Source organism: Serinicoccus sp. JS2-9 (assembly GCF_059025165.1).
This window is the reverse complement of sequence record NZ_CM180091.1, coordinates 2,104,887-2,128,308: the sequence shown is the minus strand read 5'-3', so window position 1 is coordinate 2,128,308 and position 23,422 is coordinate 2,104,887. Positions and strand designations below refer to the sequence as shown.

General features: G+C 71.4%; 22 protein-coding genes. 13 read left to right on the top strand and 9 right to left on the bottom strand.

Annotated features, from left to right (window positions below):
* Positions 1-31: 31 nt before the first annotated feature.
* From aat to trpS, 4 genes are all read right to left on the bottom strand, one after another.
* Positions 32-781 carry a leucyl/phenylalanyl-tRNA--protein transferase gene (aat, locus tag AC5PYY_RS10300; RefSeq protein WP_493896722.1) on the bottom strand — a complete coding sequence of 250 codons (750 nt, stop codon included), beginning with the start codon at positions 779-781 and terminating at the stop codon, positions 32-34.
* 145 nt (positions 782-926) lie between these two features.
* On the bottom strand, positions 927-1,277 hold the full coding sequence (locus AC5PYY_RS10295) for a HesB/IscA family protein (protein ID WP_493896721.1): 351 nt from the start codon (positions 1,275-1,277) through the stop codon (positions 927-929).
* A gap of 102 nt (positions 1,278-1,379) precedes the next feature.
* The gene (locus AC5PYY_RS10290; protein WP_493896720.1) at positions 1,380-2,540 is read right to left on the bottom strand and encodes a glycerate kinase; all 1,161 of its coding nucleotides are present in this window, start codon (positions 2,538-2,540) and stop codon (positions 1,380-1,382) included.
* A 20-nt stretch (positions 2,541-2,560) separates the two neighbouring features.
* Complete coding sequence (trpS, locus tag AC5PYY_RS10285; RefSeq protein WP_493899359.1) at positions 2,561-3,604, bottom strand: tryptophan--tRNA ligase; 1,044 nt, start codon at positions 3,602-3,604, stop codon at positions 2,561-2,563.
* A gap of 282 nt (positions 3,605-3,886) precedes the next feature.
* Between trpS and AC5PYY_RS10280 the strand changes: the two genes are divergently transcribed.
* Positions 3,887-4,426 (top strand): hypothetical protein, encoded by a 540-nt coding sequence (locus AC5PYY_RS10280; RefSeq protein WP_493896719.1) that lies wholly within the window; start codon positions 3,887-3,889, stop codon positions 4,424-4,426.
* Between the two features lie 64 nt (positions 4,427-4,490).
* Here the strand turns inward: AC5PYY_RS10280 and AC5PYY_RS10275 are convergent, their stop codons facing one another.
* The gene (locus tag AC5PYY_RS10275) at positions 4,491-5,462 is read right to left on the bottom strand and encodes a glutathione S-transferase family protein (protein WP_493896718.1); all 972 of its coding nucleotides are present in this window, start codon (positions 5,460-5,462) and stop codon (positions 4,491-4,493) included.
* 15 nt (positions 5,463-5,477) lie between these two features.
* Positions 5,478-6,827, bottom strand: a complete 1,350-nt coding sequence (locus tag AC5PYY_RS10270) for a dipeptidase (protein ID WP_493896717.1) — start codon at positions 6,825-6,827, stop codon at positions 5,478-5,480.
* A 62-nt stretch (positions 6,828-6,889) separates the two neighbouring features.
* Here AC5PYY_RS10270 and AC5PYY_RS10265 point away from each other — a divergent pair, with 62 nt between their 5' ends.
* The 3 genes from AC5PYY_RS10265 (at position 6,890) to AC5PYY_RS10255 (ending at position 8,963) form a co-directional block, all read left to right on the top strand.
* A complete protein-coding gene (locus AC5PYY_RS10265) occupies positions 6,890-7,486 on the top strand; it encodes a DUF3043 domain-containing protein (RefSeq protein WP_493896716.1) in 597 nt (198 codons plus the stop codon).
* 79 nt (positions 7,487-7,565) lie between these two features.
* Positions 7,566-8,246, top strand: coding sequence for a DUF937 domain-containing protein (locus AC5PYY_RS10260; protein WP_493896715.1), 681 nt, complete (start codon positions 7,566-7,568; stop codon positions 8,244-8,246).
* Positions 8,247-8,408: 162 nt separating this feature from the next.
* Positions 8,409-8,963 carry a bifunctional adenosylcobinamide kinase/adenosylcobinamide-phosphate guanylyltransferase gene (locus tag AC5PYY_RS10255; RefSeq protein ID WP_493896714.1) on the top strand — a complete coding sequence of 185 codons (555 nt, stop codon included), beginning with the start codon at positions 8,409-8,411 and terminating at the stop codon, positions 8,961-8,963.
* On the opposite strand, the gene gcvT is transcribed toward AC5PYY_RS10255, so the two are convergent.
* Complete coding sequence (gcvT, locus tag AC5PYY_RS10250) at positions 8,964-10,070, bottom strand: glycine cleavage system aminomethyltransferase GcvT (RefSeq protein WP_493896713.1); 1,107 nt, start codon at positions 10,068-10,070, stop codon at positions 8,964-8,966.
* An 80-nt stretch (positions 10,071-10,150) separates the two neighbouring features.
* On the opposite strand from gcvT, the gene AC5PYY_RS10245 reads away from it, so the two are divergent.
* Complete coding sequence (locus AC5PYY_RS10245) at positions 10,151-11,668, top strand: leucyl aminopeptidase (RefSeq protein ID WP_493896712.1); 1,518 nt, start codon at positions 10,151-10,153, stop codon at positions 11,666-11,668.
* A 75-nt stretch (positions 11,669-11,743) separates the two neighbouring features.
* Here the strand turns inward: AC5PYY_RS10245 and AC5PYY_RS10240 are convergent, their stop codons facing one another.
* Positions 11,744-11,920 carry a DUF5302 domain-containing protein gene (locus AC5PYY_RS10240; RefSeq protein WP_493896711.1) on the bottom strand — a complete coding sequence of 59 codons (177 nt, stop codon included), beginning with the start codon at positions 11,918-11,920 and terminating at the stop codon, positions 11,744-11,746.
* A 232-nt stretch (positions 11,921-12,152) separates the two neighbouring features.
* On the opposite strand from AC5PYY_RS10240, the gene sucB reads away from it, so the two are divergent.
* Positions 12,153-14,117, top strand: coding sequence for a 2-oxoglutarate dehydrogenase, E2 component, dihydrolipoamide succinyltransferase (gene sucB / locus AC5PYY_RS10235; protein ID WP_493896710.1), 1,965 nt, complete (start codon positions 12,153-12,155; stop codon positions 14,115-14,117).
* A 5-nt stretch (positions 14,118-14,122) separates the two neighbouring features.
* Complete coding sequence (locus AC5PYY_RS10230) at positions 14,123-15,076, top strand: TIGR01777 family oxidoreductase (protein WP_493896709.1); 954 nt, start codon at positions 14,123-14,125, stop codon at positions 15,074-15,076.
* 95 nt (positions 15,077-15,171) lie between these two features.
* Here AC5PYY_RS10230 and AC5PYY_RS10225 read toward each other — a convergent pair whose 3' ends face one another.
* Positions 15,172-16,863: a serine/threonine-protein kinase gene (locus AC5PYY_RS10225; protein ID WP_493896708.1), complete on the bottom strand. Its 1,692-nt coding sequence runs from the start codon at positions 16,861-16,863 to the stop codon at positions 15,172-15,174.
* An 80-nt stretch (positions 16,864-16,943) separates the two neighbouring features.
* Between AC5PYY_RS10225 and lipB the strand changes: the two genes are divergently transcribed.
* The 6 genes from lipB (at position 16,944) to glnA (ending at position 23,419) form a co-directional block, all read left to right on the top strand.
* A complete protein-coding gene (lipB, locus tag AC5PYY_RS10220; RefSeq protein WP_493896707.1) occupies positions 16,944-17,588 on the top strand; it encodes a lipoyl(octanoyl) transferase LipB in 645 nt (214 codons plus the stop codon).
* 123 nt (positions 17,589-17,711) lie between these two features.
* Entirely contained in the window at positions 17,712-18,740 is a 1,029-nt protein-coding gene (locus tag AC5PYY_RS10215) for an ABC transporter ATP-binding protein (protein ID WP_493896706.1), read from the top strand.
* On the top strand, positions 18,737-19,717 hold the full coding sequence (locus AC5PYY_RS10210; protein WP_493896705.1) for a hypothetical protein: 981 nt from the start codon (positions 18,737-18,739) through the stop codon (positions 19,715-19,717). The genes AC5PYY_RS10215 and AC5PYY_RS10210 overlap by 4 nt, the downstream gene beginning before the upstream one ends.
* Positions 19,718-19,846: 129 nt before the next feature.
* A complete protein-coding gene (lipA, locus tag AC5PYY_RS10205; RefSeq protein ID WP_493896704.1) occupies positions 19,847-20,893 on the top strand; it encodes a lipoyl synthase in 1,047 nt (348 codons plus the stop codon).
* A 5-nt stretch (positions 20,894-20,898) separates the two neighbouring features.
* Positions 20,899-21,681 carry a DUF4191 domain-containing protein gene (locus AC5PYY_RS10200; protein WP_493896703.1) on the top strand — a complete coding sequence of 261 codons (783 nt, stop codon included), beginning with the start codon at positions 20,899-20,901 and terminating at the stop codon, positions 21,679-21,681.
* A gap of 313 nt (positions 21,682-21,994) precedes the next feature.
* On the top strand, positions 21,995-23,419 hold the full coding sequence (glnA, locus tag AC5PYY_RS10195; RefSeq protein ID WP_493896702.1) for a type I glutamate--ammonia ligase: 1,425 nt from the start codon (positions 21,995-21,997) through the stop codon (positions 23,417-23,419).
* The last annotated feature ends 3 nt before the right edge of the window (positions 23,420-23,422 follow it).

The following is a 23,422-nucleotide window of genomic DNA, read 5'->3' as shown; positions in this document are numbered from 1 at the left end:
GTTGCACTGATCCACCTCACACGTGTTGGAACTACCGGTTGTGCCGTGGTGAAACCATACCTCCACCACGTTCCGATCGTCTCACGTGGGTGACCTCCGCGCCGGGTGTGCCGCGCCACCGGGAGGGCAGGTCCGCGGCGACTGCGGCGCGTGCCAGCCCGAGGTAGCTCAGGCGGTCCACCGTACGCACCCCGAGGGTCTGCAGGTGTGGTGTCTGCCACTGCACGTCGAGCACCCAGGTCTCCCCGTCCTCGTCCAGCACGTCCACGAGTGCGGCGAGCGCCACCTTGGAGGCGTCGGTCTCGCGATGGAACATCGACTCGCCCGCGAAGAGGCGGCCGATGGCCAGCCCGTAGAGCCCGCCGACGAGGCGAGCGTCACGCCACACCTCGATCGAATGCGCCCAGCCGAGTTCGTGCAGCCCGAGGTATGCCCTCGCGATCCTCGGGGTGATCCATCCTCCGTCGCGGCGGGTGTCGGCGCAACCAGCCACCACCCCTTCGAAGTCGCGGTCGACGCTCGTCTCCAGGCCGCGCCGGGAGCGCCGCAGGGATCGGCTCACGTGCAGATCGCCCGGCAGCAGCACGCCACGGGGGTCAGGCGACCACCAGCCGATCGGCTCGCCGCCGCCCTCCCCCAGGCCCATGGGGAAGAGACCGGCCCGGTAGGCCGCGAGGATGGTGCCCGGCTCCAGGTCCGCGCCGACGCCGACGAGCTCCTCCCCCGGTTCGGCCCCGGCGCAGGTCAGGTCCCAGACCGACGGGGCTGGCTCGACCGGCATGGCGACTATCTTCCCCCGTCAGCGCTGCGCGCCGCCTCCGGGACTGCCTGGTGCTCGCTACGCTCGCCCGACTCCGCCTGTTCCGCGGAAACAAGCTCGCTGCGCTCGCGTTCCGCGGGCTCGCGTTCGCGAGCGGCGTGATGACTCAGGAGAAGCTGTCGCCGCAGGCGCAGGAACTCCCCGCGTTGGGGTTGTCGATGGTGAAGCCCTGCTTCTCGATGGTGTCGGCGAAGTCGATGGACGCGCCGTCGAGGTAGGGGGCGCTCATCCGGTCGACGACCACCTCGACCCCGTCGAAGTCGGCGACGAGGTCACCGTCGAGGGTGCGCTCGTCGAAGTAGAGCTGGTAGATCAGGCCCGAGCACCCGCCCGGCTGCACACCGATGCGCAGCCGCAGGTCGTCGCGGCCCTCTTGCTCCAGCAGGCTCTTCACCTTGCCGGCGGCCACGTCGCTCAGGGTCACGCCGTGCGTCTTCGTGGTCTGCGTCTCGGTCATGCGCTCGAATCCTCTCAGGAGGGAAAAGTCGTCGTCGGGCAGGTCCTCACGGGTGGAAACGTCGCCCGGTGGCGAGGTTGTTCCCGACAGGTCCAGGGTACGTCACGCCGGGGGTGCCCACGGTGGGGCCGGCGGCGGTGTCGGAGCCGGGGTCCACGTGCGCGCCACCCGGGCGGCCAACTCACGCAGCCCCTCCTCGCCGCGCGGCGCGTAGGAGCCGCTGATCCCCAGCGACATCCCCTCCCGACGACCCACCGAGACCTCGCGGGCCAGCACGATGCTGGGGGCCGCGACCTCCAGCGCCGCCCTGGCGGTGTCGGCGACGACGCCGTCGTGGACGGTCGTGTAGTCGTAGGCGTCCGTGACGAGCACGACCAGCGCCCCCGCCAGCCGCGGGCGGACGCCGAGCTCGTCGAGCAGAAGCCGGGCGCCGGTGTCGGTGCGGGCGCCCAGGAGCTGCAGGGCGTAGCCGACTCCCCCTCCGGCACCGGAGCCCGCCACTCTTTCGGGGCGGCGGGGCAGGCCGGTCAGCAGGTCGCGCTGCGGCGGGAGCACGGCGTTGACGCGGTCGGTCAGCTCGCCCAGCTCGGTCTCCAGCCGCTGGGTCACGTCCGGGGCGACGCCGTGCTCGGCGAGCGTGGCACTCGCGCCGTGGAAACCCAGGAGGGAGGACTCGGTGGTCGTGGCGAGGACGAGCTGGGTCGTCGACCAGTCGCGCCGGACGGCGGGCAGGTCGCGGAGGTCGTCCCCCGCGCCGAGGTGACGGAGCAGCCCCACGCCTGCGTCGTGGCAGGCCAGGTCGCCCACCCCGACGACGATGCGCGGCACGCCCAGCCCACGGGCGAGCGTGAGCAGCTCTCCCAGGCCGGCGCTGCTCAGCCCGGCGGGATCGGCGAGCGCGGCGTCGTCGACCAGGTGGCGTCCGGCGACCTCGGCGCTGTCGAGGTATGCCGTCGCGCCGCCCTCAGCGCCGCCCTCACCGTCGCTGCAGCCGCCCTCCACCGCGACGATGCCGGCCGGCACCTCGCGCCCGGCGGGGTCGGTGACGACGACCGGGTGGCTGGCGACCTGGGCGCCCGCGGCGGTGGCGACGCGGGCCACCAGGGCCGCGAAGCCGGCGCCACCGTCGTGGGAGGCGTGCGCCTCGACGCGGGCGTGTGGTGCGGCGCAGGCCCAGCCGTCGACCACCTCGCGCGCGGCGGCGACGGGCAGACGGTCACCGGAGGCGTCGGCGAGGACGACGACGCGGGGAGCGGGCGGCATACCGGGCACCGACCCTGGCCTCAGGCGTAGACCATCTGCATCGCCTCGCGGACCTCCGAAAGCGTCGCGTCGGCGACCTCGTTGGCGTGCGCGTTGCCGGCGGTGAGCACCCGACGCAGCTCGCCCGGGTCGGCCTCCAGCTCGGCGCGGCGGGCCCGGATCGGCGCGAAGTGCTCGTTGACGGCCTCGGTGACGACCTTCTTGAGGGTGCCGGAGCCGCCGTCACCGATCTCCTGGGCGATGGCGTGCGGGTCGCGGCCGGTGATGAGCGCGGCGAGCAGGACGAGGTTGGAGACCTCCGGACGCCCGACGGGGTCGTAGGTGATGTGCCGGTCGGCGTCGGTCACCGCCTTCTTGATCGCCTTCGCCGTCTCGTCGGCACTCATGCGCAGCTCGATCACGTTACCCCTCGACTTGCTCATCTTCTGCCCGTCGGTGCCGAGGAGGTTGGGCACCTCGGAGAGCAGGGCGTCGGGGGCGGGGAAGACGGGCTGGCTGCCGTCAACGGCCCGGCCGTAGCGCTCGTCGAAGCGGCGGGCGACGACGCGGGTCTGCTCCAGGTGGGGCAGCTGGTCCTTGCCGACCGGCACGACGTTGGCCTTGCAGAAGAGGATGTCGGCGGCCTGGTGCACCGGGTAGGTCAGCATGAGGCCGGTCATGGGGCGGCCGCCGGTGGCGTCCTGCTCGGCCTTGACCGTGGGGTTGCGCCGGAGCTCGCTGTCGGTGACCAGCGACAGGAAGGGCAGCAGCAGCTGGTTAAGCGCCGGCACCTGGGAGTGGGCGAAGATCGTGGTGCGCGAGGGGTCGATGCCGATCGAGAGGTAGTCGGTGAGCAGGGAGTAGACCCGCTCCTGGATCGAGTCGACCGTGTCGCGGTCGGTGATGACCTGGTAGTCGGCGATGAGCACCCAGGTGTCGACGCCCTTGTCCTGCAGGGCGACCCGGTTGCGCAGGCTGCCGAAGTAGTGACCGAGGTGCAGGTGCCCGGTGGGCCGGTCGCCGGTGAGCATGCGATAACGATTCGGACTCGTCTCGAGGTCGGCCGCGATCTGCTCGGAGCGCATGACGCTGCGCTGCAGGGAAGCGTCGGAGGTGGAGTCGGCGAGGTCCTGACCTGCGGTCTCGTTGGCGGCCTCGGGCTGCTGGGTCTGGTCGGTCACGGTGGTCGATCGTATCGCTCGTGGTGCCGGGGTACGACGAGCGCGTTTCCGTCGGCCGCGACCTGCGGAAACCGTGGCGTACTGGCTTGACATACACCCTCGCGTGGGTATTGTTCAACCCGCATGCCCGTGCTGGCGTATTTCTCCGTGTGCGCCAAACGATCAACCATCCTTAGGGGAGACTTCATGAGCACCACCTCCAGCGGCCCGTCCCGCCGCACAATCGTCAAGGGAGCCGCCTGGAGCGTTCCTGTCGTGGCTGTCGGCAGCCAGGCTCGCGCCGATGATGTCGTCTGCTCGCCGAACAACACATCACCCGAGTGCAACCCGATCACCGTTATTCCCCCGGCGGAGGGTCAGGCCTGCAAGTTCTCCGGAGGCAGTTGTGACTCAGGAGAGTTCAAGAAGGCGTACCGCTACACCTTCTGCTTCCAGAACACCTCGGATCAAGAGATCGTGGTCTCGATCGATTCGATCAGTGCCGCAAACCGCACCAACACTCCTCCGACGTACTACCCCACAGTCACGGTTCCGGCTAACACCACAGTCTGCAAGTACATCTTCGTGCTCGGCAGCGGGAATTCTGCTAACGGAATTGCGTGCTTGGACTACAGCTACCAGTACGACAACGGTTCTGGTGAGTTGCAGTCCGTCGACGAGCAGATTTGCACGCTCGAACTCGAACTGCCGCCGTGCGACGACTGCGACATCGAGGTTGGTGGCTAGGGGTTGCCTCAGCCACCGAAGGGGCCCCGACCGGATTCCGGTCGGGGCCTACTTCGTGGGACAACTAGACCAAGGACCCGCGCCCGTGCGGCTCGTCCCAGCCACTGCTGTCCGGCCCCTTCGGCACCACGCCGGTGGGATTGATGTCCCGATGCGTGGCGTAGTAGTGCGCCTTGACGTGCTCGAAGTTCACCGTCGACCCGAAGTCCCAGGTCTGCCACAGGTCGCGGGCGTAGGCCCAGAGCACCGGCATCTCGGTGAGCTTGCTCCGGTTGCACTTGAAGTGCCCGTGGTAGGCCGCGTCGAAGCGCGCCAGCGTCGGCCAGAGCCGCACGTCGGCGAGCGTCAGCTGGTCGCCGACGAGGTAGCGCTGGCCGGCGAGCCGCTCGCTGAGCCAGTCGAGCCGGGAGAAGAGCTGGTCGTAGGCCTCCTCGTAGGCCTCCTGACTGCCGGCGAAGCCGCACCGGTAGACACCGTTGTTGACGTCCTCGTAGACGAGGTCGGAGACCTCCTCGATCTCGTCGCGCAGCGCCTCGGGCCACAGGTCGGGGGCGTCGGCCCGGTGGTGCTCGCCCCACTGGGTCACCAGGTCCTTGACCATCTGGTGGAAGTCGTTGGTGACCACCTGCCCGGTCGTGGTGTCGACGAAGGCGGGCACGGTGACCCCGGACTCGGGGTAGCCACCGGGCCGGGCGTCATAGGCGTCCTTGAGCTTGGGGATGCCGAGCACCGGGTCGACGCCGCCGGGGTCGAGGTCGAAGGTCCACGAGTCCTCGTCGTGGACCGGCCCGCAGACGCCCATGGAGATGACGTCCTCCAGGCCGAGCAGCTTGCGGGTCAAGATCATCCGGTGCGCCCACGGGCAGGCGCGCGACACGATTAGCCGGTAGCGGCCCGGCTCGACCGGGAACCCGTCGCGACCGTCGCGGGTGATCCGCTCGGGGATGTAGCGTGCGCTGCGCTCGTAGCTCCCGTCGCTCACGTATCCCGACGAGCCCCCCGAGTCCGCCCCGTTAGTTGAACCTTCATTCGTCATGACCTCATCATGGCCCTATTCGGCCAGTCGTTCCAGCAGAAGCGCTTCCGCGACGCACACCCGCTCGAACTCCCCCAGGTGCAGGCTCTCGTTGGGGGCGTGCGCGCGGGTGTCCGGATCCTCCACACCCGTCACCAGGATGGCCGCGTCCGGGAAGCGCTCCGCGAAGGCGGCGACGAAGGGGATCGAACCCCCGACTCCGATGTCGACCGCCTCCACCCCGTCCCAGGCGTCGCGGAAGGCCGAGCGGGCGACGTCATACACCGGTCCGTCCGCGTCCGCGGCGAAGCCCCTCCCGTCATCGACCCGCGTCACCGTCACCGCGCACCCCCACGGGGCGTGGTCGAGCAGGTGCCTCTCCAGCGCCTGGTATGCCGTGTCCGGATCCTCCTCGGGGTGGATCCGCATGGAGACCTTCGCCCGCCCCACCGGTGTGAGCAGGTTGGCCGCGGTGTCGACCGACGGCGCGTCGATGCCGATGACCGTGACCGACGGCTTCGTCCACATCCGCGACAGCAGCGAGCCGCTGCCGATCGGCTGCACCCCCTCGGGGAGGCCGGCGTCGGCGCGCAGCTCCTCCTCGGTGAAGGGCAGGTCACTCGCCTCGGAGGTCCGCAGCCCTGCCACTGCCACGTCGCCCACCTCGTCGTGCAGCGTCGCCATGAGGCGGCACAGCGCGGTGAGCCCGTCCGGCACGGCCCCGCCATAGAGCCCGCTGTGCAGCCCGTGCTCCAGCGCCCGCACCTCGACGGTCACGCGCACCATGCCGCGCAACGTGGTCGTGAGGGCCGGCACCCCGATCTTCCAGTTGTGCGAGTCGGCGAGGACGATCGCGTCCGCCCGGAGTGCCGCACCATGCTTGTCCAAGATCGTCGGCAGCGAGTCGGAGCCGACCTCCTCCTCCCCCTCGACGAAGACGGTCACCCCGACCGGCGGACGGCCACCGTGCGCCCGCAGCGCCGCCACGTGCGCCATGACGCCAGCCTTGTCGTCCGCGACACCGCGGGCATACAGCCGATCCCCCACCTGGGTCGGCTCGAAGACCGGGGTGTCCCAGTCGGCGTCGTCCCCGGGCGGCTGCACGTCGTGGTGGGCATAGAGCAGGACCGTCGGTGCTCCCTCGGGCGCCGGGAGGCGGCCGATGACGGCCGGGCGCCCGCCCTCACGCACGATCTCGACCTGCAGCCCCTCGCCGCGCAGCAGGTCGGCGGTCACTGCGGCGCTGTCGTCCACGTGGCGCTGGTCGAACGAGTCGAGGGACACCGACGGGATCCGGGTGAGCGCCTCCAGGTCGGAGCGGACCCCGGGCATCAGGTCACGGACACGGGCGGTGAGCTCGGCGGTGCGGCCGGTGGTGTGGTCCATCCGGCGAAGGCTACCCAGCGGTGCGACCGGGCGCACCCACGGCTCCGAGTAGACTGAGCCGCGTGATTTTCGGGAAGAAGTCGACCGAGCTGACCGAGGCGAACCTCGAGACATCCCAGGAGCCGGTCGACCCTGCCCGCCCCGGCGGCAAGGGACGTCCCACCCCGAAGCGGCGCGACGCCGAGCGCGCCAACCGGCGCCCCCTGGTCGTCGACAAGAAGGCGATGAGCGCCGAGCAGAAGGCGAAGGTCCGCGCCGACCGCGCGAAGGTCCGCGAGGCCATGCTCAACGGCGAGGAGCGCTACCTGCCCGCCCGCGACCGGGGGCCAGAGCGACGCTTCCTGCGCGACGCGGTCGACCGGCGGTGGAACATCGGCGAGATCCTGCTCCCCGCGATGATCGCGGTCCTGGCGGTCTCCCTGCTGCCCTTCGCGTGGGCCCGCGGGGGCACCTTCCTCGTCGCCTACGCGCTCATGCTCTTCGGCATCATCGACTGCTGGCTGCTGTGGCGCCGCACCAAGGCCCGCTTCACGCAGGCCTTCGGCGAGGAGCCGGGCAAGGGATCTGCCTGGTATGTCGTGCTCCGCGCCTTCCAGATGCGTGGCAGCCGCATCCCCCGCCCCGCCGTCTCCCGCGGCGACGAGCTCGTCCGCCGCTGACCTGCCGGACCGGGCCGGGTGCCCTAGGCTCGGGCCCGAGACCGGCTCCACCCGGGGGCCGGGGCGAAGGGAGCACCCGATGATCGACCAGCTGATGCGCGCCATCCCGACCGACCAGATCGCGCAGTCCATCGGCGAGGACCCTGCCGCCACCCGTCAGGCCGTGGAGGCGACCCTTCCCGCGCTGCTCGGCGGGCTCACCGCCAACGCGGAGAGCCGCGACGGCGCCCAGTCCCTGCTCCAGGCCCTCGGCCGGCACGACGACGGTCTGGCCGATGGCGGGGCCACGCTGGACCGGATCGACGTGCAGGACGGCGAGAAGATCGTCGGGCACGTCTTCGGTGGCAACACCGACGACGTCGTCAACCGGCTCGGTGGGATGAGCGGCTCCCAGACGTCGTCGATCGTGCGCAAGCTGCTGCCGATCCTCGCCCCGATCGTGCTGTCCTGGCTGGCCAAGCAGGTCGGTGGGGCGATGCAGGGTGGGGGCGGCGCCGGCGGTGTTCGCCAGCCCGACACGCGTGGCGGAGAGGACAGCGTGCGCCAGCCCGACGGCCCCCTGGGCCAGGGGCGCAGCGAGCAGATCGAGAGCGACGCCCGGGACCGCGCCCCGCAGCAGCAGGGTGGCACCGACCTCACCTCGGTGCTCCAGGACGTGCTCGGCTCGGCGCTGGGCGGCGCCACCGGGCAGCAGGGCCGCTCCTCCAGCGGCAGCATCCTCACCGACGTCCTCGGGAGCATCCTCAGCGGTCGACGCTGACGCGCCCGCGCCCCCCGCGGCACCAGGAGCGCTCCGGTTCTCCGCCGCCACAGGATCGCTCCGGCCCATAACGCGACCGGAGCGGCCCACACTTGTATGCTGGCAGCGCCGCCGACCCTGGGCGGCTCTTTCGTTGCACACCCGTGAGGAGCCCAGCGCCCGATGACTTCCACCCTGGTCCTTGGCGGCACCCGCAGCGGGAAGTCGCGGCACGCGGAGTCGCTGCTGCGAGAGCACGACCAGGTCACCTTCGTCGCCACGCGCTACCGACCGCTGCACACCGACGACCCCGACATGACGGCCCGCATCCAGCGGCATCGCTCCCGCCGCCCCGCGTCCTGGACCACCGTGGAGAGCCGGGACCTCACCAAGGCGCTGCTGGGCTCCCGGCACCCCGTACTGGTCGACAGCGTCGCGGACTGGCTGTGGGGTCAGCTGGACGAGAACGACCTGTGGGAGGACCCGCAGCGGGCCATGGACCACATCGAGGACCTGCTCGACGAGCTCACCGTGGCCATCCGGGCGCTTCCCTTCGACACCGTCATCGTCACCCAGGAGCCCACCTGGGACGCCGCCCCGGGGGCACCGAAGGATCGACTGGTCGTCGAGCTCCTCGCTCACGCCAACCAGCGGTTGTCGGCGACCTGCCAGCGGGTGCACGCCGTGATCGTCGGCCGGGTCATCGACCTCTCCGACGCGCCGCTGGTCGCCCGCTGATCAGCCGGCGGCGCCGCCCTGCACGAAGGGCGGCTTGCTGACCTTCACCTCGACCTGGCGTCCACGGACGTCGACCACGAGCGGCGTGCCCTCGTCGATGCCGCGGTCCAGGAGCGCCAGGGCGATGCCCTGCTTGAGCGTCGGGCTGAAGGTCCCGGAGGTGACGACCCCGACCCCCTGGCCCTCGACGTCCTGGACCTGGCACCCGGCGCGTGGGATGCCACGACCGGTCACGAGCAGCCCGCGGGACAGGCGAGACTCCTTGGCCTCCTTCTGGGCCACCAGCGCGTCCTTGCCCCAGAAGGTGTCCTTGCCCCAGCCGACCGCCCACCCGGTGCGCCCCATGACCGGCGTGATCTCCTCGGAGAGCTCGTTGCCGTGGAGGGCATAGCCCATCTCGGTGCGCAGCGTGTCGCGCGCCCCGAGTCCGCACGGCAGGCCCCCGAGCGGCTCCATGGCCGCGATGATGTCGTCCCACAGCGCCGGCACGTCGCCGCTGCGGCAGACGAGCTCGTAGCCGCGCTCGCCGGTGTAGCCGGTGCGGCAGACCGTCACCGGGACACCCTGCCGGTCCGCCTCGACGAAGCTCATGTAGTCGTGACCCGTCGGCAGACCCAGGGTCTGCATCGCCTCGTCCACCGCCGGCCCCTGCAGCGCGAGGATGGCGTAGTCCTCGTGCTGGTTCTCGACCGTCACGCCCTCCGGTGCCGCCTCCTGGAGCAGCCGCACCACCTCGCCCGTGTTGGCCGCGTTGGGGATGAGGAAGACCTCGTCGTCGCTGCGCAGATAGGCGATGAGGTCGTCGACGACCCCGCCGTCCTCCCGGCAGCACAGGGTGTACTGCGCCTTGCCCGGCTCGATCCGGTTCAGATCGTTCGCGAGGCAGGAGTTGAGGAAGTCCTTGGCTCCGGAGCCGGTGACGAGGGCGTTGCCCAGGTGTGACACGTCGAACACCCCCACCCGTTCGCGGACGGCGGTGTGCTCGGCGACGACACCGCCGCCGGGATACTCGATCGGCATGGACCAGCCACTGAAGTCGGCCATCTTCGCACCGAGTGCGACATGCCGGTCGTGCAGCGGGGACGTCTTCGTCGCGGGGTCGCTCATGGCCGGTCAGCCTAGTCCCCGACCGGTGGCCTAGTCTCGGGACCCATACCTGTCCCCGAGGACGCAGACAAGGACGTGCCATGCCGCAGCGCACCACCGTGACCTTCACCGACACCGCACCCGGCGGGATCGAGGCGGACGCCTTGGTCCTCGGCGCCCGTAAGCAGGGCGGAGGCGCGGACCTGCTCGACGGGCACGGGCTCGACGAGACCGCCGCCGCTGCCGTCACCGATGCTCTGGCGGCGCTGGGCGCCGAGGGCGGTGCCGACGAGGTCACCCGGCTCGCCGGGGTCGACGGCGTGAGCGCCCCCCTCGTGCTCGTGGTCGGAGTGACCTCCTCCGGGCCGGCACCGCGCACGGAGCAGCTGCGCCGCGCTGCGGGGGTGGCAGCCCGCTCGCTCGCCGGCCGCTCCTCCGCCGTGCTCGCGCTCGGTCAGAGCGGGCCCGACGAGGCGCGCGCCGTCGCCGAGGGCGCGGCGCTGGGTGCCTACACGTATGCCGAGCACCACGGCGTCGGCAAGGCCGAGTCCGCCAAGCCCGGCCTGGCGTCGGTCACGGTCACCGGTCTCGCGGGCGACGAGGCCGAGGCCGCGGCCGCCGAGGTGGACGCCCTCGTCACGGCTGTCTGCTACGCCCGGGACCTCGTCAACACCCCGCCCAACGTGCTCTATCCGGAGAGCTTCGCCGCGTCCGTGACCGAGCAGGCCGCCGAGACCGCCGTCGAGGTCGAGGTCTGGGACCCGGAGACGCTGGCTGCCGAGGGCTGCGGCGGGATCCTCGGCGTCGGGCAGGGCTCCGGCCGCGGACCGCGCCTGGTCACGCTGCGCTACTCCCCCGAGGGCGCCCAGCGCCACATCGGCCTGGTCGGCAAGGGCATCACCTTCGACTCCGGCGGTCTGTGCCTCAAGCCGGGCGCGTCGATGGTGACGATGAAGATGGACATGGGCGGTGCCGCGGCCTGCGCCGCGGCGACCCTCGCCATCGCCGAGCTGGGACTCCCGGTCCAGGTGACGGCATACCTCTGTCTGGCGGAGAACATGACCGGGGACCTGGCGCAGCGTCCCGGCGACGTCGTCACGATGCGCGGCGGGCGCACCGTCGAGATCATCAACACCGACGCCGAAGGACGCCTCGTCATGGCAGACGGTCTGGCGCTGGCGACCGAGCAGCAGCCGGACGTCATCGTCGACGTCGCCACCCTCACCGGGGCCTGCATCATCGCCCTCGGCGAGCGCACGATCGGCGTCATGGGTAACGACGACGAGCTGCGCGACACCGTGGTGCGGCTCGGCACCGAGGCGGGCGACACGGCCTGGGCGTTGCCCATGCCGGAGGAGATCCGCCCCACCCTGGACACACCGGTTGCCGACCTCAAGCACACCGGCGAGCGCTCGGCCGGGGCCATGGTCGCGGCGACCTTCCTGCAGGAGTTCGTGGGCACCCGTGGCGAGGGCGAGGAGGCCGCCCGGATCCCGTGGGCCCACCTGGACATCGCCGGACCGGCCTACAACGAGAAGTCAGCCTGGGGCTACTACCCCAAGGGCGGCACCGGGGCCGGGGTCCGCTCCCTGGTCGCCCTGGCGCGGTCCTACGCCTGAGCCACCGCCTCCCAGACGCGCCGAGGGGCACCTCCGAGCCGGAAGTGCCCCTCGCGTCCGTCCGTCGGGCGGACGTCAGCCGCTCTTGCGGCGGAACATCTGCTGACTCCCCGAGGTCTTGGCGTCGCGGGCCTCCGCGACCTTGCCGTGCTCGGAGTGGTCCGAGACGTCCGTCCCTCCGTGGGCCTGCTTCTTCTCCAGCGCCTCACGGAACTTGGCCTTGACGTCGTCCGACACCGGCTTGTCGTTCATCGGCCACCTCCTTGTCTGTCGGGGACATGTGCCCCCACCCTCACACGCCACGCTGCCCGCCTGCCACCACATTTCGGCTCGGGTGGCAGGATGACGACCATGGCCGACGACCAGCGGACGAGCTGCTGATCGAGGGGCGGCCGTGCCCCCGCCGGACGCGGTGGCACCACGCCTGACCCAGCGGCAGGATCACCCGTAGACTGCAAAGCCCCGGACGAGGAGAGTCACAGACATGTCGGAACGCGTATCGATGCCCGCCCTCGGTGAGTCCGTCACCGAAGGAACCGTCACCCAGTGGTTGAAGAGCGTCGGCGACAGCGTCGAGGTCGACGAGCCGCTGCTCGAGGTGTCGACGGACAAGGTCGACACCGAGATCCCCTCCCCGGTGGCGGGCACGCTCCAGGAGATCCTCGCCGAGGAGGACGAGACCGTCGAGGTGGGTGCCGACCTGTGCGTCATCGGCGACGGTGACGGGGGCGGCTCCGAGGAGAGCTCGGGTGATGAGGAGCCGGCGCAGGACGGGGCCGAGGAGTCCGGGGGCGATGACGCGGGCTCCGACGACTCCGAGGACGACTCCGAGGAGAGCGAGGCGGCGCAGTCCTCCGGCGACGAGAGCTCGTCCGCTGACTCCGACAGCGGGCAGAGCTCGGGCGAATCGTCGGGTGGCGGATCCGGCGACGGGGAGACCGTGACGATGCCGGCGCTGGGCGAGTCGGTCACGGAGGGCACCGTGACCCGGTGGCTGAAGTCCGAGGGCGATGAGGTCGAGGTCGACGAGCCGCTGCTCGAGGTCTCGACCGACAAGGTCGACACCGAGATCCCCTCCCCGGCCGCTGGCGTGCTCACCAAGATCATCGCGGGCGAGGACGAGACCGTCGAGGTCGGCGGCGAGCTGGCCGTCATCGGCGGCAGCGGGGACGGGGGCTCCGGCGGCGGGTCCGCCGACCGGCCCCAGGCCGAGGAGTCGCAGGACTCCGCAGAGTCGGACTCCTCGGACGAGGCTGCCTCGAGTGGCGAGGCCGACACGGCGGACGACGAGGACCTCGGCGACGAGCAGCGCAAGCGGGAGCAGGCCGAGCAGGAGTCGGCGGAGAAGGGCTCGGGCGCCTCGGGCGACGAGGCCGACGACCAGGGCGTGGCCGTCGGTGTGGGCACCGGGGCCGAGAAGGGCACCACCTCGCACAAGGACGCCGATGGTGACGGCACGCCCGACGCCCAGCAGCAGCCGCAGTCGAGCGCGCCCTCCGGGCAGGACGTCAGCGCCTACGTCACCCCTCTGGTCCGCAAGCTCGCGGCGCAGCACGGCGTCGACCTCGCCTCGCTCGAGGGCACCGGGGTCGGCGGCCGCATCCGCAAGCAGGACGTCCTCGACGCCGCGAAGGCCGCCGAGGCGGATGACACCCCGGCGCAGCCGGCCGACGAGCCCGCCTCCGCGCCTGCGGAGTCCGGTGGCGGGGCGCCCGCCTCCGGCGCGAGCGCCGAGAGCGAGGCCAAGCGCGGCACGACCGAGAAGATGTCGCGGTTGCGCAAGGTCATCGCGACGCGGATGGTCGAGTCGCTGCAGACCAGCGCTCAGCTCACGACCGTCATCGAGGTCGACGTCACCAAGATCTCCCGGCTGCGCAAGCGGGTCAAGGACGAGTTCCTGCAGCGTGAGGGCACCAAGCTGTCGTTCATGCCGTTCTTCGCGATGGCGGCGATCGAGGCGCTCAAGGAGCACCCGATCGTCAACGCCAGCGTCGAGGACGACACGATCGTCTACCACGCGGCCGAGCACCTGGGCGTCGCCGTCGACACCCCGCGCGGTCTGCTGGTGCCCGTCATCAAGGACGCCGGGGACCTCAACATCGCCGGGCTGGCCCGCAAGATCGCCGACCTGGCGGCACGGACCCGCGACAACAAGGTGACTCCGGACGAGCTGTCGGGCGGCACCTTCACGCTGACCAACACGGGGTCGCGCGGAGCGCTCTTCGACACGCCGATCATCAACCAGCCCAACGTGGGCATCCTCGGCACCGGCGCGGTCGTCAAGCGACCGGTCGTCGTGGCCGACGAGGACGGGATGGAGACCATCGCGATCCGCGACATGGTCTACCTGGCGATCAGCTACGACCACCGGGTCGTCGACGGTGCCGACGCCGCGCGCTTCCTCGCGACGATGAAGCAGCGGCTCGAGGACGGCAACTTCGAGGTCTGAGGACGATGAGCGGACACGACGACCCCACCGGCCCCCGCCGGGTCGCTATCACCGGCGCGAGCGGGTTGATCGGCTCCGCCCTCTCCGAGGCGCTGCGCGGGCGCGGCGACCAGGTGACCCACCTGGTGCGCCGCGCCCCGCGGCATACCGGAGAGCTTCCGGACGGCGTGACGGAGGTGCGCTGGTCACCGGTCGACGACCTCGACCCTGACGTGCTCGCCGACGTCGACGGTGTCGTGCACCTGGCCGGTGCCGGGATCGGCGACAAGCGGTGGACCGCCAGTCGCAAGCAGGAGCTGGTGTCGTCGCGGCTGGACGGCACCGGCACGATCGCCCGGGCCCTCGCGGCGCTGGGCGAGGACGCCCCGCGACTGGTGTCCGGGTCGGCCATCGGCTACTACGGCGACCGCGGTGACGAGATCCTCACCGAGGAGAGCGCGCCGGGAGAGGGCTTCCTGGCCCGGCTGTGCCAGGAGTGGGAGCAGAGCACCGCCCCTGCTGAGGAAGCGGGGACCTCCGTCGCCCACGTGCGCACGGGGATCGTCCTCGCCCCCGGTGGTGGCGCCCTCGGGCGGCTGCTGCCGCTCGCCCGGCTGGGCCTGGCCGGCCCGTTGGCCGGGGGTGACGCCGTCTGGGCGTGGATCACGCTGCACGACCACGTGCGATCCCTCATATTCCTCCTGGAGCACCCCGAGCTCACCGGTCCGGCCAACCTCACCGGGCCGCACCCGGCGACCCAGATCGAGGTGACCCGCGCGCTGGCGGGCCAGCTGGGTCGGCCCGCATTCGTGCCCGCGCCGGAGCTGGCCCTGCGGCTCGTGCTCGGCGAGATGGCCAGCGAGATCCTCGCGTCGGCGCACGTGCTGCCCACCGTGCTCACCGGCGCCGGCTTCTCCTTCGACCACGCCGAGCTCACGGATGCCGCACGGTGGGTCGTCGATCAGGCCGACGCGGCCTGACGACCCTCCACGCGCGACGCCCGGCGTATGTAGGGCAACCACGCGCGACGCCCGGTCGGGTCTGGGGCAACCACGAGCGGTGCCCGGTGGAAGGGCTATCCCCAGGCGGAGAGCAGCCAGCCGTCGTCGGAGCGGGCGAGCTCGAGCCGGACGCGGTCGGTGTGCGCCGGCTGCTCCAGCACCACCTCTCCCCCGCGGCTGACGTCCACCGGCGACCGCTCGATCACCGCCTCCACCTCCAGCGCGTCCCGGTGCTCCTGCAGCACCTCCAGCTCGACCAGGTCGAAGGTGACCTCGCCGTAGGTCGTTCCCGTCGCAGCGGCAGCCTCCAGCTGGGCTGTCTCGCTCGACTCGGCCTCCGAGCCGGCAGCCACCACCCCCTCGAGCAGCGTGGGGTCGGAGGCTCGCCAGGCGGCCGCGCGACGGTCGAGCAGCGCCTGCACCTGAACTCCCAGCACCGTGTCGTCGCCGTCGCTCGCGGATGCGTCAGGGGTCTGTGCCGCCGCCACGTCCGAGGAGGACGCGGAGGTGAGGTCCTGCTCTGCCTCGCCGCCCGTCGCCCCCGCCGCGTCGCGCGACCCCTCGGCGTCATCCGCCCCGGCGTCAGGCTCGACGACCGACGGGGCGGTCCGTGCAGGAGGGGCAGGGGCGGGGTCGGCCGTGGGCCACAGCACGACCGCCAGCATGGTGACCGCAGCGAGCGCCATCGCCCCGGTCACCCCACGTACGACGAGGGGCCGCCCGACCTCGGCCTCGCCGCCCTCGGCCCTCTCCGTGGCCGCGCGGCCGTCTCGCGCTGTCGATGAGGCCTCTCCCCGCCGCGCCCGGTGGGCACCCCGAGGGCGCCTCTCCCGAGCCCGCTCCTCCTGGGGCACGGGATCGCGGCGAGAGCGCTGCCACCACCTGCGTCGCGGCGGCTGCTCCGCGTCGTCGGACAGCGCGACCTGGCGCAGGCGCTGGGTGACGCCGTGGGCCGGGTCGGCGTCGGGCGCCACCTCCACCGGCTCGGGCGCCGCCACCTCCAGCAGGGCGGCACCGACCTCGTCGACGTCCGGGCGGTCCTCCGGCTGGGGTGCCACGCAGCGCTGCACCAGGTCCACCACCACCGGTGACAGGTCGGGGGCCACCTCGGCCAGCGGCCGCCGGTCGAAGCCGGGCCCCGGATGCGCACCGACGAGGCAGAGCCAGGCCAGCGCCCCGACCTGGTAGACGTCGGACTCCCGGGTCGCGGGAAAGCCCTCGACCACCTCCGGTGCGACCATGCCGTCGGCGGCCCCGGTGCCGACGCCGCGCAGCGCCTCCTCGCCGACCACCCGGGCCGCGCCGAGATCGGCGAGCAACGGCATACCGTCGCTGCGGAAGACGATGTTGCCGGTCGACAGGTCGCCGTGGACCACACCGCACCGGTGCAGCTCGGCCAGCGCGGACGCGACCGGGTGCAGCACCGTGACGACCTCGCCCGGCGACAGCAGGTGCCGGTGGGCCAGCACCTGGGCCAGCGAGCCACCGGCTGCGAGCTGGGTGACCAGCGCGACCTGCCGGGCGCGACCGTGCTCGGGGTCGGGCAGCGGCAGCACGTCGTAGAGGTGCACCACGTGCGGATGCCGCACGCCGGCCAGCAGACCCGCCTCCGCGAGGGCTGCCTCGACGTCGCCGCGTGCCGGATGCACGACCTTGAGCGCGACCGCCAGCCCGTCCGCGCGTCGTCGGGCCCGCCAGACCTCGGCGCTGCCGCCGACGCCCAACGGGCCGAGGATGTCGTATCCGGGCAGCTCGGGAGCGTCCATGCGGCCAGCCTCCCGCGATCCGGCGTCGGCCCGCAGAAGTTGTCCACAGGTCACCCAGGGGCGGCGACTACAGTGTCTCCATGCGCTTCGAGCACCTCGGCCTCGCCCCCGACACGGTCGACTACCTGCGGGCGTGGGAGCACCAACGCGACGTCCATGCCCGGGTCGTGGCCGGCGAGTTGCCGGACACGGTCCTGCTGCTCGAGCACACCGCGGTCTACACCGCGGGCAAGCGCACCGAGGCGCACGAGCGGCCGCTGGACGGCACACCGGTCATCGACGTGGATCGCGGCGGCAAGATCACCTGGCACGGGCCGGGGCAGCTCGTGGGCTACCCGATCGTGCGGCTGCCCTCCCCCGTCGACGTCGTGGCTCACGTGCGGCGTCTGGAGGACGTCATGATGGGGGTATGCCGTGACCTCGGGGTCGACACCGTCCGGGTCGAGGGGCGCTCGGGGGTGTGGCTGCCGGCCGACGACCGTCGCCCGGAGCGCAAGATCGGCGCCATCGGGATCCGAGTCAGCCAGGACGTGACGATGCACGGCTTCGCCCTCAACTGCGACTGCGACCTCGGGTGGGCGGACGCGATCATCCCCTGTGGCATCGCGGACGCCGGGGTGACCTCGCTGTCCGCGGAGCTGGGCCGCGACGTCACGGTCGCCGAGGCGCTCCCGCTCGCGACGGCATACCTGGAGCAGCTCCTGGCGCCCGCGGCGGCGCGCTGAGGCCCACCCGCACACCGACGATCTCGGGACACGCTGCAACACTTCCGCTGCTCGCGACATAGCCACGCTTGACTGGTCCCTGCGACAGGGGCCGCCCACCGGAGGTCGGCAGACAGGAGCAGGATGAGCGACCAGGTCGTCGCTGACGAGGGGCTGGCCGTCAGCACGCGTGGACTCCGCAAGACCTACCGCACCGTCCGCGGCCGCCGCGTGGCGGTGCACGGGCTGGACCTGGACGTGCCCGCAGGAGGGGTCCACGGTTTTCTGGGCCCCAACGGGTCGGGCAAGACCACGACGATCCGCATGCTGCTCGGGCTCATCCGCGCCGACGCCGGCACGATGCAGATCTTCGGCACGCCGGTGCCGGGGCGGCTCCCCCAGGTGGTCGACCGGGTGGGCGCGATCGTCGAGTCGCCGAAGTTCTTCCCCTCCTTCACCGGCGAGCGCAACCTCGTGCTGCTCGCCGAGGCGATCGGCACCCCACGCTCGCGCGTCGGCGAGGTCCTCGAGGAGGTCGGGCTCGGCACGCGGGGCAAGGACACCTTCCGGTCCTACTCGCTCGGGATGAAGCAGCGTCTGGCGATCGCCGCCACCCTCCTGAAGTCGCCCGACCTGCTCATCTTCGACGAGCCCACGAACGGCCTGGACCCGGCCGGCATCCACGAGATCCGACGCACGATGCGGCGCCTCGCCGACGACGGACGGACCGTCCTCATGAGCAGCCACATCCTGTCCGAGGTCGAGCAGATCGCGGACACCGTCTCGATCATCGGTCGCGGGCGGGTGCTGGCCCACGGATCGGTGGCGGCCCTCATCGGCGCCGGCGGCGAGACCGTCGAGGTCGGCGTCGCGCACCCTGGCGCCGCGGCCCGGGTCCTGCGCGAGGAAGGGTTCACCGTCGACTGGATGGCCCGGCCCCAGGGCACCGACGCCGCCGACGCCCTGCAGGAGGCCGACGCCGCCGAGCAGTCGGGGCTGCTCACGGTGACGGGCGCCGAGCCGGCCGAGATCACCCGGCTCCTGGCCGGGCATGGACTGTGGGTCGAGCGTCTGGTGCCCAGCCGACGAGGGCTGGAGCAGATCTTCCTCGAGCTCACCCAGGACGACGCCCTGCCGAGCCAGATCGGGCCGCTGCCCGGTGATGCGGCATGATGCGCCTGCTCCGGGTCGAGCTGCAGCGCCTGCGCTCGCGGCGGGTCCTCCTGCTCGCCCTCATCGGTGCGGCCCTCATCAGCCTGGCCGCCGTGTGGTTCGTCAACCAGCAGGCGGCCCAGCTGGAGCGGGCCCGCGCCGGTGCCGACGCGATCTTCAACGAGCAGGTCCGCTACTGGGAGGAGAACGGCGAGGCCGACCTGGCCATGTGCCTGCAGGACGAGGAGGCGGAGCGCCGGCGCACCGGGGAGGAGATCGACTTCGGCTGCGAATACATGGAGGAGCCCACGCCGGAGAACTTCTACGGCGTGCTGCCCTCGCTCCAGGCGCAGTACGAGCAGCTCCTCGAGGTCATCGCCGTCCCCCTGCTGCTGGTCGTGCTCGTCCTCGGGTCGACCCACGTGGCGGCGGAGTTCAGCCACCGCACGATGGGCTCCTGGCTCACCTTCGTGCCGCGGCGGCTCCAGGTGTATGCCTCGAAGGTCCTCTCGGCCGGTCTGGCCGCGCTCCCGATCGTGGCCCTCGGCGTCACGCTCGTGCTCATCGGGGTGCCGGCGGTCTTCCGCTGGCACGGCATCGACGACAACGTCAGCGACATCGGCTGGGGCGCGATCGTCTGGACGGCGGTGCGCGTGCTGCTGCTCGGGGGCGTCGCCGGAGTCTTCGGCGCCGCACTGGGCTTCCTCGTGCGGCACAGCGCCGCCGTCGTCGGCCTCGTCCTGGCCTACGCCGTCACGATCGAGGGCATGGCCGCAGGCCTGCTGCCGACCTTCTCCCGATGGACTCTCGGCCGCAACGTCATGGCCGTGGTCGGCGACGGCACCGAGTGGACCACCTGGGTGTGCCCGCCCAACGGAGAGTGTCGCGATGTGCAGCAGTCGCTCAGCTTCGAGGACGGGCTGCTCACCCTGAGCGTCATCGTCGGCATCTTCGTCATCCTCGCGCTGTGGCGGTTCGTGCGTTCCGACGTCGACTGACCGCCGGGCACCAAAGCGCGACGCCTCAGGCCTGAACGGGCCGCGGTCCGCGCGACCGGGGCACGGGCATACCCTGAGGGTGTGCAGCGTTGCCCCACCAGGCAACCAACCGATCAAGAGGGAGCACCAGTGACCGTCGCACCCGAGGGACGCCGTCTGCTGCGCGTCGAGGCGCGCAACGCCGAGACCCCCATCGAGCGCAAGCCGTCGTGGATCCGGACCACCGCGAAGATGGGGCCGGAGTATCAGGAGCTGCACTCGATGGTCAAGAGCGGCGGCCTGCACACGGTGTGCCAGGAGGCCGGCTGCCCCAACATCTTCGAGTGCTGGGAGGACCGCGAGGCGACCTTCCTCATCGGCGGTGACATCTGCACCCGCCGCTGCGACTTCTGCGACATCTCCACCGGTCGGCCGCTGCCGCTCGACCTGGAGGAGCCGCGCAAGGTCGCCGAGTCGATCCGCACCATGGAGCTGCGCTACGCCACCATCACCGGCGTCGCCCGCGACGACCAGAAGGACGGCGCCGCCTGGCTGTATGCCGAGGTGATCCGCAAGGTGCACGAGCTCAACCCGACCACCGGCGTGGAGATCCTGCCCCCGGACTTCGGCGCGGTGCCCGAGCTGGTGCAGCAGGTGTTCGACGCCCGCCCCGAGGTCTTCGCGCACAACCTGGAGACCGTCCCGCGCATCTTCAAGAAGATCCGTCCTGCCTTCACCTACGACAAGTCGCTGCGTGTCCTGTCGATGGCGCGCGACAACGAGCTGGTCACCAAGTCCAACCTCATCCTCGGCATGGGTGAGACGGAGGAGGAGATCGACCAGGCGATGCGGGACCTGCACGACGCCGGCTGCGACATCCTCACGATCACGCAGTATCTCCGGCCCTCCAAGCTGCACCACCCCATCGATCGGTGGGTCAAGCCGCAGGAGTTCGTGCACTGGTCCGACCGCGCCGAGGAGATCGGCTTCAAGGGAGTCATGGCCGGCCCGTTGGTGCGGAGTTCCTACCGCGCGGGCAAGCTCTACGCCCAGGCGATGCGCCGCTGGGGTCGGGAGGTGCCCGAGCACCTGTCCCACCTGCGGCAGCAGGCCGAGGCCGACGTCCCGGCGCGGCAGGAGGCGGCCTCGCTCGTCGCCGCGGCGGAGCAGAAGCTGGCCACCGCCCGCGTATCCTGATCGCCATGTCGAGCACCACCACCGCGCCCGAGCCGAAGAAGCGTCGCTTCGGCCGCAACCGCAAGCCGAAGGATCCGAACAACCCCGGGCGGATCGCCCAGGTGCGCCAGGTCTTCTCCATGACCCGCAAGGCCGACCCGGCCGCGGTGTGGTGGATGGCCCTGGCCGCGCTCGCGGTGCTCGTGGCGGCCGTGCTCGTGGGCCTGTGGCTGGACCAGGTGGTCTACTGCCTCATCATCGGCGTGCCGCTGGCGCTCCTGGCGGCGGTCATCATCCTGGGCCGGCGGGCCGAGCGAGCCGCCTTCTCCCAGATCGAGGGACAGCCCGGTGCCTCTGCGGCGATCCTGCAGCAGCTGCGCCGCGGGTGGTACTACGACCAGGAGCCGGTCGCGGCCGAGTCCGGTGGTCAGGTGCGGGGTATGCGGGACCTGCACAACGCGGCGATGGTCTTCCGGGCCGTTGGTCGGCCCGGTGTCGTGCTCATCGCCGAAGGACCGAGGGGCTCGGCCCAGCGGCTGGCCAAGGCGGAGTCGCGCAAGGTCGGCCGGGTCGTCGGCGAGGAGGTCCCGGTGCACACCATCGTCGTGGGCAAGGGCGAGGGTCAGACGCAGCTCAGCCAGGTGGTCAAGACGATCCGGAAGTATCCCAAGGCGCTGAGCAACGACGAGGCGCTCGTCGTGCAGCAGCGGATGAAGGCGCTCGGCAGCCGCAACAAGCCCGCGATCCCGGCGGGCATGGACCCCACGCGGCCGCCGCGTGCGAGCCGCCGCGCGCTTCGCGGGCGCTGACGCACGAGCGCACGGTCCCACCGGCACGCAGTGCCGCCCACGCGGCGCGCGAGGAGGAAGCGGCCAGAAAGGAACGGGCGCTGACGCACGAGCGCACGGTCCCACCGGCACGTAGTGCCGCCCGCACCGGGCGCGAGCAGGAAGCGGCCAGAAAGGAACGGGCGCTGACGAACGAGCGCACGCACAGGCATACCGGGGTGTAACACGGGCGTAACACCCGAGTGACCCTGCGGAAACCGCGTCTTTGTAGGTTGGTGGCTACCGGACCCCGAAACCCCGAGTCATCGCCTGGTCCGCGACAGGAGGAACTGGAATGTTCAGCAATGCCGACGAGGTGCTCGCCTTCATCAAGGATGAGGACGTCAAGTTCATCGATATCAGGTTCTGTGACCTGCCCGGTGTCATGCAGCACTTCAACGTCCCGGCGGAGTCGTTCGACCAGGATGCCTTCGACACCGGCCAGATGTTCGACGGGTCCTCGATCCGAGGCTTCAAGTCGATCCACGAGTCCGACATGAAGCTCATCCCGGACCCGCAGACGGCATACCTGGACCCCTTCCGCGCCGAGAAGACGCTCATCATGAACTTCTCGATCGTGGACCCCTTCACCGACGAGCCCTACGAGCGCGACCCGCGACAGATCGCGCGGCGCGCCGAGGAGCACCTGCGGTCCACGGGCATCGCGGACACCGCCTACTTCGGTGCGGAGGCGGAGTTCTACGTCTTCGACGACGTGCGGTTCGCGACCGGCCCGAGCGGTGGCTACTACCACATCGACTCCATCGAGGCGGCGTGGAACACCGGGCGCTCCGAGGAGGGCGGCAACCGCGGTTACAAGCCTCGGTTCAAGGGCGGGTACTTCCCGGTGCCTCCCGTCGACCACTTCGCCGACATCCGGGACAGGATGGTGCTGGACCTCGCGCAGGTCGGGCTGGACGTGGAGCGGGCGCACCACGAGGTGGGCACCGCCGGCCAGCAGGAGATCAACTACAAGTTCAACACACTGCTCCACTCCGGCGACGACCTGATGAAGTTCAAGTACGTCATCAAGAACGCCGCCTGGGCCGCGGGGAAGACCGCGACCTTCATGCCCAAGCCGCTCTTCGGCGACAACGGTTCGGGGATGCACACGCACCAGAGCCTCTGGAAGGACGGCGAGCCGCTCTTCTACGACGAGAACGGGTACGGCGGCCTGTCCGACATCGCCCGGTGGTACATCGGTGGTCTGCTGGCCCACGGCCCCGCGCTGCTGGCCTTCACCAACCCGTCGCTGAACTCCTACCACCGCCTGGTCCCCGGCTTCGAGGCGCCGATCAACCTGGTCTACTCCGCCCGCAACCGCTCGGCCTGCGTGCGCATCCCGATCACCGGGGCCTCGGCGAAGGCCAAGCGTGTGGAGTACCGAGTGCCGGACCCGTCGGCGAACCCCTACCTGTGCTTCTCGGCGCAGCTCATGGCCGGCCTGGACGGCATCAAGAACCGGATCGAGCCGCCGGAGCCGGTGGACAAGGACCTCTACGAGCTGCCGCCGGAGGAGATGGCCGACATCGCCCAGCTCCCGACCTCGCTGCCTGAGGTGCTGGAGGCGCTCGAGGACGACCACGCCTTCCTCACCGAGGGCGAGGTCTTCACCGAGGACCTGCTCGGCGCCTGGGTCGACTACAAGCGGGCCCACGAGATCCAGCCGGTGCGCCTGCGGCCGCACCCGCACGAGTTCGAGCTGTACTTCGACATCTGATCG